Raw genomic sequence first — 16,137 nt, 5'->3', positions numbered from 1 at the left:
GTGTCTCGCGCGGGTCGTCGCCCAGCACCACGGGACGGGAGGCTTGCAGCCCGCGCGCCCGGCTGCCGGCGCGCTGGTCGACACGCTGCTGGCGGCGCAGGTCGGCCAGGGCCAGCAGCAGGTCGCGCCGGGTCAGGTGCCCGTGGCGCAGCAGGCTGGGACCGCGACCGATGCCGTAGAGCTCGTCGAAGGCCCCGGCCAGCACCAGGTTGTGCACCAGCTGGTGGTCGACTGCGGCGCGCTGCCAGAAGTCGGTGAGGCTGGCATAGGGCTGGCCGGCGACGATCCGCGCAATGTCCAGCTCATTGCTGCCGGCAACCTCGCCCAGGGCCAGCCGGATCGCCCAGCCCGAGCCGTCGGGGAGACCCGGAGGGGGCACGAAACCAGCCTCCACCTGCACGTGCTCGGCGCGGTGTGTGCTGTGGCTGTGGTTGATGTCGACTCCCAGCACGGTGATGCCGCAGCGCCGGGCCTCCTCCAGCACCAGCCGCTTGGGGTACATGCCCGGGTCATGGGTGAGCACCCCGGCCAGGAAATGGGCAGGGTGGTGCCGCTTGAGCCAGGCCGACTGGTAGGTGGGCAGCGCGAAGGCGGCGGCGTGGGCCTTGCAGAAGCCAAAACTGGCGAAGGCCTCCAGCACCTGCCAGAGCTCGTCGACCACCGATCGCTGGTAGCCCCGCGCCAGCGCCGCGGGAAAGAACCAGTCCTTGACGTCGAGCTGACCGGCGGTGCTGCCCAGGGCACGCCGGGCCTCGTCGGCCTGGGCCAGGGTGCAGCCGGTGAAGACCGCGATGATGCAGATCACCTGCTCGTGGAAGACCACCACCCCACCGGTCTCGGCCAGCACCGGCTCCAGGTCGGGGTGCGGATAGCGGGCTGGCGCCCAGCCCTGGCGCGCCTCGAGGAAGGGCACCACCATGTTCGACTTCACCGGCCCGGGACGGAAGAGCGAGATGTCGATGATGATGTCGCCGAAGTTGCTGGGGCCGAACTTGCCGACCAGCTCGCGCTGGCCCGGCGACTCGATCTGGAAACAGCCCAGTGTCTGGGCGTGGGCGATCATGTCGTAGACCTCGGGGTCGTCGAAGGGCGCCAGGGCGTCCAGCTCGGGGCGGGGCTGGCCGGTGCGCTCCAACTCGTCGACGGCATGGGCCATCGCCGACTGCATCCTGATGCCCAGCACGTCGAGCTTGAGCAGGCCCAGCTCCTCGACGTCCTGCTTGTCGAACTGGCTCATCGGGAAGCCCCCGTGGCTGGCCTCCAGCGGGCTGCGGTCGGCCAGGGTGGCATCACTCAGCACGATCCCGCACGGGTGCAGCGCCACATGGCGCGGCAGGCCGTCGAGGGACTCCACCAGCTCGAAGAAGCGCTGGTACCGGGTCTCGCCGAGCCCCAGGTGGCGCAGCTCGGGCAGTTCCTCCAAGGCCTTGCGGGCATCACGCGCGCGCACGTGGGGAAAGGCCTTGGCAATCTGGTCGGTCTCGGACGGCGGCAGGCCCAGGGCGGCGCCGACATCGCGCACGGCATGGCGCACTCGGTAGGTCTCCATCATCGCGACGCAGGCCACCCGCCGTCCCCCGAAGACCTCCAGCACCTTCTCGTAGATCTCGGTACGCCGGGCACTCTCCACGTCGAGGTCGATGTCGGGCAGGCTGTGGCGCAGCGGGGACAGGAAACGCTCCATCAGCAGCCCGTGGGCCATCGGGTCCACGCCCGAGATCCCGAGCAGGTGGTTGACCAGGCTGCCGGCCCCCGAACCGCGCGCGGCACACCGGATGCCCATCGCGCGCACCATCCGCACCACCTCGGCGACGGTGAGGAAGTAGGAGGCATAGCCCATCTGGCCGATCACGGACAGCTCCTGGCCGAGCCGCTCCTGGAGCTCGGCGGTGGGCCGGACGTAGCGGGAGCCGATGCCTGCCTCGCAGCGGGCGCGCAGCTCCGTCATCGCCCCGGCGCTGGTGGTGCCCAGCAGCTCGAACTCGGGCAGGTGCAGCTCGCCCAGCCCGATGTCGGCCCGGGGGTCGAGCCGGGAGCGCAGGGCGGTGGTGCGGGTCTGGGCCAGCATCTCGGCGGCGCCGTGGCGGCCGCGGCCGGCCAGCACCGCCACCTGCTCGGCCAGGGCCAGCATCTGCTTGCCGGGCTTGAGGTGGGCCTCGGCATTGCTGCGGTCCACATTGCGCCGGTCGAGGGGCACGCGGCGCCGGGCGGCGTCCAGGACGTCGACGGTGGCGGCCTGGTGGCGGTGGGTCATCCGCACCTGGTTGGTGAGCACGGCAGCCACCCGGTGCTCGTCGGCGATCGCGACCATGGCGGCGGCATGCCGGGCGCTGCCGCTGGCCCCCTCGGCGCTCTGGTGGTGGGTGGCGGCCACCACCAGCTGCCCGGGATCGACCGCCTGCAGCCACTGCCGCAACTCCTCGCGTGCCTGGTCATGGCGACCCGCCAGGACGTGCTCGCCATAGGGGGAGTCGGCGCCCAGCAGCACCAGCAGGTGCCCCGAGGAGGCGTGCCGTGCCAGCAACTCCCGGCTGGCGACGGGCCTGCCGCGCTCACCGGACAGGTGGGCCTGGGTGACCAGCCGGCACATCTCGGCCCAGCCCTGGCGGCTGGTGGCCATCGTCACCACCCGCGGGTGCCGGGGGTCGCGCAGCTGTCCACCCTTGGCTGCGGTGCGCCGCCCCGCGGGTCCGGACGGGGCAGGGTGTTGGTGGGGTACGGCCAGGTCGACGCCCACCACGGGGGCGATCCCGGAACGCTGGCAGGCGTCGGCGAAGCGCACCGCGCCGTAGAGTCCGTCGCGGTCGGTCAGCGCCAGGGTGTCCATGTCCTGGGCGGCAGCGGCGGCCACCAGTTCATCCGGATGACTGGCGCCGTACTGCAGCGAATGGCCCGAGGCCACGCGCAGGTGCACGAAGGGGTCCATCAGTCCAGCACCGCCCGCATCCGCCACTGCTCGCCACCGTGGTGGACCAGCTCGTAGACGCCGCGGCGGGCCAGCCGCCCGTCGGCGGCCTCCAGTCGCCAGACCTCGCGCTCACCCAGCGGGTCGGCACCCTCGCAGGTTTCCGGGCGCCACCAGTCCCCCGCCTCGATCCAGCGCTGGTGGACGCACAGCACCCGCCACAGCCGGTTGCGCCACAGGAAGAGGCTGGGACCCTCCTGGTCCTGGCCCGCCTCCTGCGGCACGGCCCCCTGCGGGGGCGTGATGCGTCCCATCCGCACCTCGACGACATCATCACACCTGCGCATCATGGTCCTCCCCTGGCCGGTTCCTCGTGGTGACTCCCCCCATCACGAGTCCTGGGAACACGTGCCGACCCGGGCAGGGATGCCCGGCAGCGCCGGGGGTCGAGGCCGACCCCACCGGGCATCCCTTGCTCGAAGGAGGCCGGGCCTCGTCAGGCCGCGGCCGTACGAGAGGGTCGGGCTCCCTGCAGTGGAACCACGACAGCCAATCGAACACCCGTTCGAGCAAGGACAACTATAGACATGGGCTCGGACAAAAGAACAGCACCGCCACCATCGCGGGCACCGTGATGTCCTCCGGAGCATTCGTGGGGGATGATGGATCCCTGCCACAGCAAAGGATCACCCGCGCCGAGAGGAATGGGAACCAGTCCTTCGCCGATGTCCTGGCCGAAGCCGTCTCCAGTCGCCACGTCACCCTGGACCGGTTGAGCCAGGAACTGAAGGCGGCCGGCACCCCCGTCTCCATCGCCACCCTGAGCTACTGGCAGACCGGCCGCTCGATCCCCACCCGAGTAGGGTCGCTGAAGGCCCTGGCCGTCCTGGAGCAGCTGCTGCGCCTGCCGGCCGGCCACCTGGCCGCCGCCCTGGGCCAGCTGCACGGTGACGACCGCATGGCGCGCCTGCTGGCCGAACTGGACTTCCCCCCACAGCAGGACTTCACCACCCAGACCGTGCACCACCGGACCCATTTCTCGCTCCAGCAGCACGAGCAGCGCGAGACCGTCATCCAGCTCATCCAGGCCGACGAGGACCAGCTGCGCCGCATACCCCTGGTGCGGCAGGCCGACGAGGACCAGGCCCCGCCGGAGATGACCGATCCCGTCGGCTGCCGCATCGGCGAGCAAGTCTCCTCCGTCGATCTCGGGCTGACCCTGATCGAACTGGAGCTGGAGCAACCCCTGCAGCTGGGCGAGATGGCCATGTTGGAACACACCACGACCTGGCCCGTGGCCGAGACCCAGGTCCACACCTTCGCCCATGCAATGCTGCGGCCTGTCAGCTTCCTGGTGCTCGAACTGCTCTTCGCCGACACCCTGCCCCGCCACGCCGACTACCTGCGCTACCAACTCGGCGCCCTCGACCCCGACCTCGACCGAGCCCCCGGCCAGCCCATGGAGGGGACCGACTTCTTCCAGCTGGCCCTCGCCAATGCCGCGGCCGGCACCCACCACCTGCGCTGGGAGATGCCATGACCCTCCGGTCGACCGAATTCACCTTCGCCGAGGTGCTCTCCCAAGCCGTCGGGGAGCTGGACCGGTTGAGCACCCGGCTGTCCCAGCTGGGCACGCCGACCTCGATCGCCACCCTCAGCTACTGGCAGACCGGGCGCTCGCTGCCCACCCGTGCCCGCTCGCTCAAGGCCATCGAGCACCTGGAAAGGATCCTCGGCGTCCCCACCGGGCACTTGGTCCGCTCGCTGCCGGGCGACCAGATGAGCCGTTGGACCCCCAGGCCGCAGTGGACGGCGGCCCCGACATGATGGAGGCCCTGGACTCCCTGGGGCTGGACCTGAACCGCCATTCCACCAACCAGACCCTCCAGGCCACCTACTTCGTCAGCGAGGACCGGCTGCACATGACCGAGCGCATCCGCCAGCTGGCGCGCGCCGGCGAGGACGGCTGGAACCGCTTCCCGATCGTGCTGGACATTGGCGAGGACCACCACAGTCCGATACCGGAGGCGGGCATCGGGTGCCGGATCGGCGAACAGGTGCGTCTGAAGGGCGGCCGACAGGTGGTGGCCGAGGCTCTGCTCCCCCGACGGCTGGCCCAGGGCGACCTGGTGGGCTTCGAGTACTCCATCCACTGGAGCAGCGCTGGCCATCCCATCCGGGAGCACCACCGGGTCATGGCCAGCGGGGCGCGCTTCCTGGTCATGGACGCCCACCTGGAAGGGGCACAGTCCACCGCGGCGCGGTTCTTCCAGGCCGTCTCGATCGAAGCCCCGGAGGAGGACGACATCATCGAGGAACTCCCCAACGGCAACCACGTCCAGAAGGCCCTCCGCAATGTGCCGGCTGGTCTCTACGGACTGGGCTGGGACCACTGAAGTGTCATACCGAGGTCCATCACGGACCATCCAGCTATGGGACGATGGAGGGCAATGACTGAGACACAATCCCCGGCCCCGTCCCACAAGGACCTCTCCTCGGGCCCCGATGTCTTCGCACAACGCCTCGGACAGGCGATCAGCGAGCGTGGGCTCTCACTGCACCGGCTCCAGGCCCGCCTTGTGGCCGTCGGCCTCAAGGTCTCGACGGCCACCCTGAGCTACTGGGCCAGCGGCCGCTCCCGCCCCACCCGCGGAGGCTCCCTCGACGTGGTGCGCAACCTGGAACAGATCCTGCAGGTGGAGACCGGCTGGCTGGTTCAGCCCCTCGAGACCAACCAGGAGTGGGACCAGATCAGCGACCTGCTGCCCAAGGCGGACCTGCCCGAGGAGCTGGAGCGCATCACCCGGCAGCAGGCGGCCAACTGGCAGCGCCTGCACGTGCACGACCTGTCGGTGGTCGACGCCACCTCCCCCGTCTCCCACTGCACCACCCGGATGGTCTCCCGAGCCGAGGTGGAGGGACTCGACGGATGGACCACCATCGTCCAGCACGCCCCCGGCGAAAGCCCCGGCGTGGTCGGGGTGACGGCGCTGGAGGTGCGCAGCATCCGTTCCCTGCCCAACCAACAGCTCAGCGTCATCGAGCTGGCCCTGCCCCGGCCGCTGCACCGCGGTGAGATGGTGCTCACCGAGCACCGCACCGAGGTCCACGGCACCCAGCCGCCCACCGAGATGGGGCGGGCCCTGATGGGCCGCACCCCCCTGTTCGCCATCGAGGTCCGCTTCCCCAGCGGCCGCCCGGAGCAGGTGCAGCGCACCCACATCGACCCCAAGACCGGCCTGCCCCGAATGATCGACCAAGGCATCATGCACACCCCGCACGGCGCCCAGTGCGTCATCCCGGATGCCGCCCCCGGATCCCACCTGTTGTCATGGGAGTGGTGAACACCGCCCGCGAGCCCGCCACCGTCCTGGTCCGGGGCGCCAGCCTGGCCGGGATGGCCTGCGCGGCACGCCTGGCGCGGCTCGGCCACCACGTGGTGCTCGACGCCGACGGACTGCCCGACGCGGGCCACTGGGCCGCCGGCCTGCACCTGGGGGTCGAGGTGGACCAGCTGCCCCAGACCTTCCGACTTCCGGCCACCTGGCGCGACCTGTTCACCAAGACGGGCCGCCCCCTGCCCCCCGAGCTGGAGCGTCGCGGGCTGCAGATGGTCGAGGCTCCGCCCCAGCTGCACCGCTTCGCCGACGGACGGCTCTTCGCACTCCCCAGCGAGCGCGGCGCCCAGCACGCCGCCGTCGAGCAGGCCTTCGGTGCCGCGGCCGCACAGCGCTGGACCGGCCTGCTCGACGAGCTCGACGAGCTGTGGATGGCGCTGCGCCCGATGGGCCTGGAGGAACCCTTCCGTCCCGAGCGGCTGGACCGGCAACGGCGAGCCGCACTGATGGCCCAGACCAGCCTCGACGACCTCTCCGAGCGCAGCGGCGCACCCCACCTGGCCCGCATCGTCCGCAGCCAGGGCGCCCTGTCAGGGGCCGCCCCCGGCCGTAACCCGGCCCTGCTGGCGGTGACACTCGCCGTGCACCGGCGCTTCGGCAGCTGGCAGGTGGCCGATGCCCAGGCGCGTCCGCTGCGGGCCTCGACCATGGTGGACCTGCTCGGGCGGCGCCTCGACCTGCGCGGGGTGGAGCGCACCGGCTCGCCAACCCCCCTGTTGGGCTCGGGGCTGCCCGACCTGTCGCGCATCAGCACCGCCCCCCGTCTGGAGGCCGACGCCCGGGTGGAGGCACTGCCCGCACAGCCCACCGGCTTCGCGGGGCGACGCATCGGCCGCCCCGCACTGGCCCCCACCGTGCGCCACCAGCTCCTCGACGAGACCCCTGGGTGGCTCGTCGAGCACCAGCGCCAGAACCCGTCCGCCCCGCCCGGCATCGTCGAACTGGTCGACCACAGCGCCGGCGCCCCCGTGGTGAGCTGGTACCGACCGCTGCCCGACGGCCGACTCGCCGTCACCGTCCACAATCACAACGAGCCACGCCCCGACATCTGCTGGGGGCTGTCGGCCACCAACTTCAAGGGCTGGGCCGCCCGCCCCCTGGTGCAGGCAGCGGCCGGCGACGGGCCTCCCCTGTGGCGCGCCTCGGCGGCCAGCCACGCCGGCCACCAGCCCTGGGCCGAACTGCTCACCGCCGCCCTGGCCAGCTACGAGGTGCACGAGCATCTCACCGGACAGGACGTGCGACCCTCCAACCGCACCCCGCCAAAGCTGGCCCGCCAGGCCCGGCCGAGGATCCGCTGAAGACTCCCGGGGGCCAGCGCCGGGCACCTGCTCCCGACCAGGCCCACACTGGCGTAAAGTTGGTGGGCAAGTCATTCAACGGAGGAATCCACTTGAGCGAGCACGCACCGCAGCCCCACTCCGGAGATCTCGACCAGCAGGCACTGCTGGAACGCGAGATCGCCGTCGAACAGCGCCACGTCGACCGGGTCAATGCCCAGCTCGAGGTGGCCACCGCCTCGGCCAAGCAGGTGGAGGCGGAGGGGCGCAGCAAGTTCGTCACCGACCGCGGCAACTGGATGCGTGAGGAGGACGGCACCGCCCTGTTCGAGCGCGACGCCTTCGCCTTCCAGGCCGCCAAGCGGCTGGCGGTGCTCGATGCCGAGCACGAGGGACTGGTCTTCGGCCGGCTCGACCTGTCCGTCGACGACGAGCCACGCTACATCGGACGCATCGGGGTGCGCGACGACGACTACGAGCCACTGGTGATCGACTGGCGCGCCCCCGCCGCCGAGCCCTTCTACCGCGCCACCGCCAACACCCCGATGGACGTGATCCGCCGTCGGGTGCTGCGCTGCCGCAACGAGGTGGTCATCGGCATCGAGGACGACCTGCTCGACGACTCGGTTCCCACCGAGCTGCCGATCATCGGCGAGGGGGCCCTGATGGCAGCCCTCAGCCGCGCCCGCGGGCACCAGATGAAGGACATCGTCGCCACCATCCAGGCCCAGCAGGACGAAGCGATCCGCGCCCCCTACCAAGGTGTGACGATCATCGCCGGTGGCCCGGGTACGGGCAAGACCGTGGTTGCCCTGCACCGCGCCGCCTACCTGCTCTACACCAATCGCAAGCGCCTCGAGAAGGGCGGCGTGCTGGTGGTGGGCCCCTCCCCCGTCTTCATGAACTACATCGAGCGGGTGCTGCCCAGCCTGGGAGAGGACTCGGTGACGCTGAAGTCGATCGGGCAGGTGCCCAGCGACGTGCTGCGCCTGGGAGTGGAGCGGGTCGATGCCGCCGCCGCGGCCACCCTCAAGGGCTCGCTGCGGATGCTGCCGGTGCTGCAACGCCTGGTCAGCGCCCCGCTGGTGGAGTTCGAGGAGGCCCTGCGGGTGCGGGTCAGCGTCAAGGGCGAGGTGCTCACCCTCACTGCCGACAAGCTGCGGCGGATGCGCATCGACCTGCTGGCGCACCACCGCAACAACCGCGCCCGTGAGGTGGCCGAACAGGCCGTGGTGAACTCGCTGTGGAGCCGCTTCCCGCAGGAGGTGGCCGCGGAACACGAGCTGGACCGTGACCAGTTCGAGGACCTGGTCACCAGCCAGGCCTCCTTCCAGATGGCCATGAATGCCTGGTGGCCGATGCTCTCCGCGCCCCGCGTGCTGCGCCGCTGCGCCGATGCCGCCGCCCTGCACCGGATCGCCGGTGACCTGCTCAGCGAGCAGGAGTGCGAGCTGCTGGCCGAGTCCTATGCCCACCTCGACGACGTCGACGACCACCGCCACCAGTCCTGGTCGGTGGCCGACGTGGCCCTGCTCGACGAGCTGGTGGCGATCGTCGGACCGATCCCGCGCCACGAGCAGGAGGAGACCAGCCTGTTCGTCGAGGGCGGCGAGGATGTCTCCGAGCTGGTCACCACCGCCGACCTGCTGCGCGACGACCGCGACCTGGACGAGGACGAGCCGCACAACACCTTCGCCCACGTGCTGGTGGACGAGGCCCAGGACATCACCCCGATGCAGTGGCGAATGCTGCGCCGTCGCGGACCGCAGGCCAGCTGGACCCTGGTCGGTGACCCCGCCCAGTCCTCCTGGCCGGTGGCCGCCGAGACCGACAAGGTGATGCGCGAGCTGATCGGCAGCGGCGCCCAGCGCACCTACCGGTTGGACACCAACTACCGCTCCCCTGCGGAGGTCTTCGACCTGGCCGCCAAGGTGATCACGCCCGTCTTCCCCGACGCCGACCTGCCGCACGCAGTGCGTTCCACCGGACACGAGCCGGCACTGGAGGTGACCGGCCGCGAGCAACTGATGGAGGCGATCAGCGAGCAGGTGGCGCTGCTGGCCGAGCAGGTCAACGGCACCATCGGCGTCATCGTTCCGCCGTCGCTGATGGAGCAGGTGCGTCGTCAGGCCTCGGACCAGCCGCAGCTGGTGGCCAACCTGGAGCGCACCGTCGTGGTGACCCCGCTGGAGAGCAAGGGCCTGGAGTACGACGGTGTGCTGGTGGTCAGCCCCGACGACATCGTCGCCGAGAGCCCCGGCGCGGAGCGGGTGCTCTACGTCGCCCTGACCCGTCCGACGCAGCGCCTGACCACGCTCGACGTGGACGGACGCCCGGGTCGCTGGCGCTCGGTCCTCTGAGACGAGTGGCTGACCATCCTGGTCAGACTTGTGTGGCACCGCTGACACACATCTCTGACCAGGACTGGTGAGGGCCTCACCAGCGGCGCTCCAGCAGCATCGCGTAGATCTCGCGGGTGGCCAGCGAGCGGTTCTGGGTGAAGAACTGCAGGCCCGGGGCCCCGCCGCGCAGCAGCGTGACCGCGATCTCGGTGGCGATCCGCGAGCCCACCTGGCGCACCCGGGCAGGATCGTCGGCGACCTCGGCCAGGCGCATCTTCACCTGTCGCGGCACGGGCGCGCCGCTGAGCTCCTCGAAACGCTCCACCTGCTTGATCGTGCTGATCGGCTGGATTCCCGCGATGATGGGGATCTGGCAGCCGAGGCTGCGCACGCGCTGCACCAGGTCGAAGTAGGCGTCGGGGTTGAAGAAGAGCTGGGTGATGGCGAACTCGGCTCCCGCCTCGGCCTTGTCCACCAGGATCCGCGCGTCCAGGTCGGCGTCGGACTTCTCCGGGTGAACATCGGGGAAGGCGGCCACCCCGACGCAGAACTCGCCCCGCTGCTTGACCAGCCTCACCAGCTCGGTGGCATTGGCCAGGCCCTCGGGATGCCTCTGCCACGGCACGGTGGGCCCGCCGGGCATGTCGCCGCGAATCGCGAGCACGTGGTCCACACCGGCACTGGCATAGTCGTCGATCACGCCCTCCAGGTGGGAGCGGCTCTGCGAGGCGCAGGTGAGGTGGCCCATCACCGGGATCGTGCTGGTCTCGGCCAGGCGCCGGGTGGTCTCGACGGTGCGGTCGCGGTTGGTGCCGGAGGCGCCATAGGTGACCGAGACGAAGTCGGGCGCCAGCGGCTCCAGCCGCTCGACGGCGGTGTGCACGCGCTCCCAGCCGTCGTCACTGCGCGGGGGCAGGAACTCGAAGCCGACCAGGGGCCTCTCCTGCGTGCTCAACAGTTCTGCAATGGTGGAGCGTGCGGACATGGGCTCCAGACTAGGGCTTCCACCGGCTGCCTCCTGTCCACCGCCACTGCCGTGGACAGGATCGCAGCCGTGGACTTCGTCGCGGGGGCCAGTAGGCTCGGGGCATGGCCATCGTTGAGCACTTCCACCCCACCGATCCCGCCGGCGCCGGCTTCCGCGCGGCCGTCCAGGCCCGGATCAGTGGCTTCCTCGACGAGCGCGAGCCCGAACTGGCGAGCATCGGTGTCGAGCTCGACCTGCCGCTGGAGCTGGCGCGCGTCTTCACCGGAGGTGGCAAGCGGATTCGTCCGGCCTTCTGTTACTGGGGGCGGGTGGCGGCGGGTGGTGCCCCCGAGGACCCGGAGCCGCTGGTGACGGCGGCCGCCAGCCTCGACGTGCTGCACGTCAGCGCCCTGATGCACGACGACGTGATGGACTCCTCCGACACCCGGCGCGGGGTCCCGGCCGCCCACCTGCAGTTCGAGCAGCTGCACCGGGAGCGCACCGGCCGTGGACTGCCGGAGGCCTTCGGACGGGCTGGGGCGATCCTGCTGGGCGACCTGCTGTTGGTGTGGAGCGAGCAGATGCTGGCCCGCAGCGGCCTGGACCCGGTCCGTCTGGACCGGGCGCGCCCGTGGGTGGAGGCAATGCGCACGGAGGTGACCTGCGGTCAGTTCCTCGATGTCATTGCCCAGTCCGCCCCGGCCACCGCCACCCTGGCGGAGGCCCTGACCACGGCCAATCGGGTGGTGGAGTACAAGACCAATCGGTACACCGTGCAGCGTCCCCTGCAGTTCGGGGCCGCTCTGGGTGGCGCCGACGAGCAGTTGCAGGGGCATTTGGCGGCCTTCGCCTCGCCGATCGGGCGCGCCTTCCAGTTCCGCGACGACCTGCTGGGCATCTTCGGCGACGAGGAGCTCACCGGAAAGCCCGCTGGCGATGACCTGCGCGAGGGCAAGCGCACCGTCCTGGTGGCCCACGCACTGGCCAACGCGCCGGCCGGGCAGGCCGCCGAGCTGGACGCGATGCTGGGCGACGCCACCCTGGGCGCTGACCAGGTGCAGCGGGGCCGCGAGATCATCACCGCCTCTGGCGCCAAGGAAACCGTCGAGGCGACCATCGATGCCGCCCACGAGCAGGCGATGGCGGCGCTGGAACGCGCCGAAGTCACCGAGGGGGGCCGGGTGGCGCTCACGGCGCTCGCCGAGGCCTGCGTGCGGCGCGACCACTGACCAGCGCGACCACTGCACCCCTCACCACCACCGGGCCCGGCGGCTCGCTCCCGCCCGGGTGGTGAGGAGTGTGCGTCTCAGGAGCCGGCGACGCGGCGGGGTGCGAAGGACAGGCCCTGCCCACCACCGAAGGCCTTGAGGGCATACTCCTCCATGCCCGGCGTGCGGCCCCAGGCTTCGAGCAGCACCTTCTTCAGGGCAGCAGCGCTGGACTGGGGATCGGCGGCGCGGGTGATGGCGGAGCTGACGGCCACGCGCAGGGCACCGGCCTCCACCACGCGCTCGATGGTGCCGGCATCGATGCCGCCCACCGCGAACCACGGGGTGCCACGCGGGTCGTCCACCCGGTGGGTGGCGGCGGCGTCGCGCACCAAGTCGAGACCCGGGAAGCGCACCCCCTCGAAACTCTCGCCGAAGACGGGTCCGACCATCAGGTAGTCGGCGCGGGTCTTCCGCAGTGCCGCGGAGTCGTGCACCGAGCGCCCCACCAGGGAGTGCTGGGGCAGCACACGGCGCGCACTGTCAACGCTCGACCCGGCCGCACCCACGTGCACCACGTCGGCCCGGAAACGTTCGGCCACGGACAGTGAGGTTCCCGCCACGACGGTGGCATTGAGCTGCAGCGCCGCGCTCTGGGCGATGGCCAGGGCCTCGGCGAGCTCCTCCTCACTGGCGCGGGCATCACGCACCTGCAGCAGGTCGACCCCGCCGTGCAGGGCTTCGACGACGAACTCGCGAAAGTCGCCCTGCTCCCGGCGCACGTCGGTGATCAGGTGCAGCTTTGCCACCTTGAGGCGGCTGGTCAGTCCCATCAGTGCAGTCACGGTTCAACACTAGGGCTCGGGTGCATCACCGTCACCGCTTTCACCCACCAGCGAAGCCCATCCCCCTCCCGATGGCGGGGCTCGGCGCAGCGTGGCTGTCCACCACCTCCACGGGTGTGCACATACACTGCTGGGTGAGGACTTCCTCGAAGGGCTGACACGGCCTTCTCTTCCCCGACCGTGTTTGGAGCAGGTGTGACCGCAACGAGCTTGGGCGACCCCATGGTCGGCCGTGTGCTGGATGGTCGCTACGAGATCCTTGCGAAGCTGGCTCGTGGCGGCATGGCCACGGTCTACCGTGCGCAGGACCGCCGCCTGACGCGGGTCGTCGCCGTCAAGGTGATGCACGACGGGCTGGGCGACGATGCGGAGTTCGCGCGCAAGTTCGACCGTGAGGCGCGCAGCGCCGCCACCTTGAGCAATCCACACGTGGTGAGCGTCTTCGACCAGGGCGTCGACATCGACCGGCCCTACATCGTCATGGAATTCGTCCAGGGCTGCACGCTGCGCCATGCGATCACGCGCGAGGCCCCGCTGCCGCCGCTGCGTGCGCTGCAGGTGGTGGAGTCGATGGCCAGCGCCCTGGCCAGCGCCCACGAGGCCGGCCTGGTGCACCGTGATGTGAAGCCCGAGAACGTGCTGATCAGCGACCGCGGGCAGATCAAGGTCGCCGACTTCGGCCTGGCCCGTGCGGTCACCAGCCAGACCGCGACGGCCACGCAGGGTCTGCTGATCGGCACCGTCAGCTATCTCCCGCCCGAACTGGTCACCACCGGGCGCGCCGACGTGCGCAGTGACGTCTACTCCGCGGGCGTGGTGCTTTTCGAGATGCTCACGGGCAAGAAGCCGCACGCCGGTGAGACGCCGATCCAGGTGGCCTACAGCCATGTCCACAACGACATCCCCGCCCCATCCACGCTGCTGGCGGGCAATGATCCCCGCTCGATGGATTCGCGCCGCATCATCCCGCCCTACCTGGACGCGCTGGTGGTGGCCTGCACACGCCGTCGCCCCGAGGAGCGTCCTGCGGACGGTCGCGAACTGCTGCGCCTGGTGCGCACGGCTCGCAAGGCCCTGGGTCACGGCATCCTCGACGACCCCGACCTGACCCGCCAGATGCGGGCCTCGATCGACCAGGCACCACCGCCGGCCAGCCCGGCAGTGCCGGACGGCCCGCCCACGACGGTCCACCTCGCGGCGACGCAGGTGCAGCCGGCCGTACGAGACACCGCCCAGCCGTCCACACCCCCGGCCCCCCGCCGGGATGATCCCCCGACCCGCATCGACGCGTCGATGCCCCTGGACGCCAGGGCCGAGGCCGCCCGCACGGGGGCCGCCTTTGCCGTGGAGGACAGTGGTTCGTGGGAGCAGTCGACGCCGTGGGTTCCCGCCGCGGCTGCTTCCGGCACCACCCCGGATGGACGCCCAGCCGGCGCCTCTCCCGCGGGGGCCCGTCGGCGTACCCATCGTCGCCGTCGCGCCCTGGTGCTGGCGCTGCTCGCGCTGCTGCTGGTGGCGGCCGTGGCCGGAGGGTGGTGGTGGAACAGCGGACGCTATGAGGCCACCCCGGACCTGGCGAGCCGCCCGCAAGCCCAGGCCGTCGCCCTGGCCCAGCAGCAGGGGCTGCAGCTGGACACCACCCAGGAGTTCTCCGAGACCGTGCCGAAGGGCACCGTCATCCGCACCGAGCCGCGCGCGGGCGACCGGGTGCTGAAGGACGGCACCGTGCAGGCCTGGGTCTCCAAGGGCCCCGAGCGCTACCTGATGCCGTCGGTGGTGGGCATGGACGAGTCCAAGGCCCGTGATGCGATCGAGAAGAACAACCTGGCGGTCGGCAAGGTCACCGAGGACTACAACGAGGAGGTGCCGCAGGGCATCATCGCCACGGTCAGCCAGTCCAAGGGCACTGAGCTCAAGCGCGGTACCGAGATCGACCTCGTGGTCAGCAAGGGTCCCCGCCCCATCAGCATCGAGGACTTCACCGGCAAGTCGGCCGAGCGGGCCCGCAAGGAGCTGGAGGGCGCCGGTTTCCTGGTGAAGACCGTGGAGCAGCACTCCGACGAGGTCGACAAGGGCAAGGTGATCAGCCAGAACCCCAATGGCGGCACCGGCAGGAAGGGCGGCACCATCACCCTGACGGTCTCGACCGGGCCGGTGATGGTCGCTGTGCCCACGGTCGCCGGCCTGACGGAGAAGAAGGCCTCCGATGCCCTGACCAGCACGGGCTTCAAGGTGAAGGTGGTCCACGCCACCCCAGAGTGGTTGCGTGAGGACAAGGTGAAGGCGGCCTCCCCCACCCAGGGCCAGCAGGCCAAGCAGGGCTCGACGGTCACGCTCTGGGTGATCTGAGGCCGCCTCGCCCCGCCCTACTCTGGGCCCGGGGGGCTTCGCGTCAGCTCCGGCTCGTGGCTGCTCTCGGATGCGCAGGCCCCCCTTCGTCGGGCAGCCTCGCGCATCCTCGCCTTTGACGCCGCTTCACCGGACTGCCGCTTCGCACCCCTCGTCCACCCGAGGGGTGCGAAGCCGGGCGCCGAGGCGGCCTCAGGCCTGGAAGGGCTGCTGGTCGCGGTGGTCGGCGATCTCGGTGGGGCCGAGGTTGCCGACCTGGGTGTGCAGCAGCTTCCAGCCGCGCTCGTTGAGCAGACCGTCGTGAATCAGGAAGCCCTGGGGCGCGTCGACGTCGCGCACGAAGTCGACGGTCTCCTTCATCGCCGCCCACGGCCCGAAGGCGGGGATGGCGAGCAGGTCGATGCCGGCGGGGGCGACCTCGAGTGAGTCACCGGGGTGGAAGAGCGTCGGCTCCCCCTCGGCCTCGAGCACCAGGCCGACATTGCCGATCATCGGGATGTCGCGGTGGATGACGGCGTGGCGCCCACCCACGGCGGAGACCTTCAGGCCTCCCAGCGAGACGGAGCTGTCGGCAGAGAGGCCCTCGCCGCGGCCTGCCAGGTCGACGGCCTCGATCACGCCGGGCTCGACCAGCACCTTCGCAGCCGGATTGGCCTTGACCAAGGCGGGCAGGTTCTCGGGATCGGCGTGGTCGGGATGCTGGTGGGTGACCAGGATCGCGTCCAGGTCGGTGAGCCCGTGCCACGCATCGCTGAAGGCTCCCGGGTCGATGAGCACGCGCTGCTCGGAGGTCTCGACGAGCAGGGCGGAGTGTCCAAGCTGGGTGATCTTCATGTCCCCAGT

General features: G+C 70.9%; 13 protein-coding genes. 8 read left to right on the top strand and 5 right to left on the bottom strand.

The window, feature by feature from the left end; all coding sequences use genetic code 11:
- Positions 1-2,926: DNA polymerase III subunit alpha (locus tag ACHFFZ_RS05690; protein ID WP_394275691.1), on the bottom strand; the 2,926-nt coding region annotated here is incomplete at its 3' end.
- Positions 2,926-3,255 carry a DUF6504 family protein gene (locus tag ACHFFZ_RS05685; protein WP_394275690.1) on the bottom strand — a complete coding sequence of 110 codons (330 nt, stop codon included), beginning with the start codon at positions 3,253-3,255 and terminating at the stop codon, positions 2,926-2,928. The genes ACHFFZ_RS05685 and ACHFFZ_RS05690, both read right to left, overlap by 1 nt.
- Before the next feature lie 284 nt (positions 3,256-3,539).
- Here ACHFFZ_RS05685 and ACHFFZ_RS05680 point away from each other — a divergent pair, with 284 nt between their 5' ends.
- The 6 genes from ACHFFZ_RS05680 (at position 3,540) to ACHFFZ_RS05655 (ending at position 9,943) form a co-directional block, all read left to right on the top strand.
- Positions 3,540-4,445, top strand: coding sequence for a hypothetical protein (locus ACHFFZ_RS05680; protein ID WP_394275689.1), 906 nt, complete (start codon positions 3,540-3,542; stop codon positions 4,443-4,445).
- Positions 4,442-4,732 carry a hypothetical protein gene (locus ACHFFZ_RS05675; protein WP_394275688.1) on the top strand — a complete coding sequence of 97 codons (291 nt, stop codon included), beginning with the start codon at positions 4,442-4,444 and terminating at the stop codon, positions 4,730-4,732. The genes ACHFFZ_RS05680 and ACHFFZ_RS05675 overlap by 4 nt, the downstream gene beginning before the upstream one ends.
- Entirely contained in the window at positions 4,693-5,301 is a 609-nt protein-coding gene (locus ACHFFZ_RS05670) for a hypothetical protein (protein WP_394275687.1), read from the top strand. Before ACHFFZ_RS05675 ends, ACHFFZ_RS05670 begins: the two co-directional genes overlap by 40 nt.
- Positions 5,302-5,355: 54 nt before the next feature.
- Entirely contained in the window at positions 5,356-6,249 is an 894-nt protein-coding gene (locus ACHFFZ_RS05665; RefSeq protein ID WP_394275686.1) for a hypothetical protein, read from the top strand.
- The gene (locus ACHFFZ_RS05660; RefSeq protein WP_394275685.1) at positions 6,237-7,604 is read left to right on the top strand and encodes a hypothetical protein; all 1,368 of its coding nucleotides are present in this window, start codon (positions 6,237-6,239) and stop codon (positions 7,602-7,604) included. Before ACHFFZ_RS05665 ends, ACHFFZ_RS05660 begins: the two co-directional genes overlap by 13 nt.
- Positions 7,605-7,750: 146 nt before the next feature.
- On the top strand, positions 7,751-9,943 hold the full coding sequence (locus tag ACHFFZ_RS05655) for a HelD family protein (RefSeq protein ID WP_394275692.1): 2,193 nt from the start codon (positions 7,751-7,753) through the stop codon (positions 9,941-9,943).
- 76 nt (positions 9,944-10,019) lie between these two features.
- On the opposite strand, the gene ACHFFZ_RS05650 is transcribed toward ACHFFZ_RS05655, so the two are convergent.
- Positions 10,020-10,910 (bottom strand): methylenetetrahydrofolate reductase, encoded by an 891-nt coding sequence (locus ACHFFZ_RS05650; RefSeq protein ID WP_394275684.1) that lies wholly within the window; start codon positions 10,908-10,910, stop codon positions 10,020-10,022.
- A gap of 104 nt (positions 10,911-11,014) precedes the next feature.
- Here ACHFFZ_RS05650 and ACHFFZ_RS05645 point away from each other — a divergent pair, with 104 nt between their 5' ends.
- Entirely contained in the window at positions 11,015-12,121 is a 1,107-nt protein-coding gene (locus tag ACHFFZ_RS05645) for a polyprenyl synthetase family protein (protein WP_394275683.1), read from the top strand.
- A 77-nt stretch (positions 12,122-12,198) separates the two neighbouring features.
- Here ACHFFZ_RS05645 and ACHFFZ_RS05640 read toward each other — a convergent pair whose 3' ends face one another.
- On the bottom strand, positions 12,199-12,945 hold the full coding sequence (locus ACHFFZ_RS05640; RefSeq protein ID WP_394275682.1) for a thiamine phosphate synthase: 747 nt from the start codon (positions 12,943-12,945) through the stop codon (positions 12,199-12,201).
- A gap of 195 nt (positions 12,946-13,140) precedes the next feature.
- Between ACHFFZ_RS05640 and pknB the strand changes: the two genes are divergently transcribed.
- Complete coding sequence (gene pknB / locus ACHFFZ_RS05635; RefSeq protein ID WP_394275681.1) at positions 13,141-15,294, top strand: Stk1 family PASTA domain-containing Ser/Thr kinase; 2,154 nt, start codon at positions 13,141-13,143, stop codon at positions 15,292-15,294.
- A gap of 192 nt (positions 15,295-15,486) precedes the next feature.
- Here the strand turns inward: pknB and ACHFFZ_RS05630 are convergent, their stop codons facing one another.
- On the bottom strand, positions 15,487-16,128 hold the full coding sequence (locus ACHFFZ_RS05630) for an MBL fold metallo-hydrolase (protein WP_394275680.1): 642 nt from the start codon (positions 16,126-16,128) through the stop codon (positions 15,487-15,489).
- Between the last annotated feature and the right edge of the window lie 9 nt (positions 16,129-16,137).

It is taken from the genome of Luteococcus sp. (assembly GCF_043424415.1).
In the GTDB taxonomy this organism is placed as follows: domain Bacteria; phylum Actinomycetota; class Actinomycetes; order Propionibacteriales; family Propionibacteriaceae; genus Luteococcus.
Note: the sequence above shows the minus strand (reverse complement) of the source record. Positions and strands in the feature narration are given on the sequence as shown.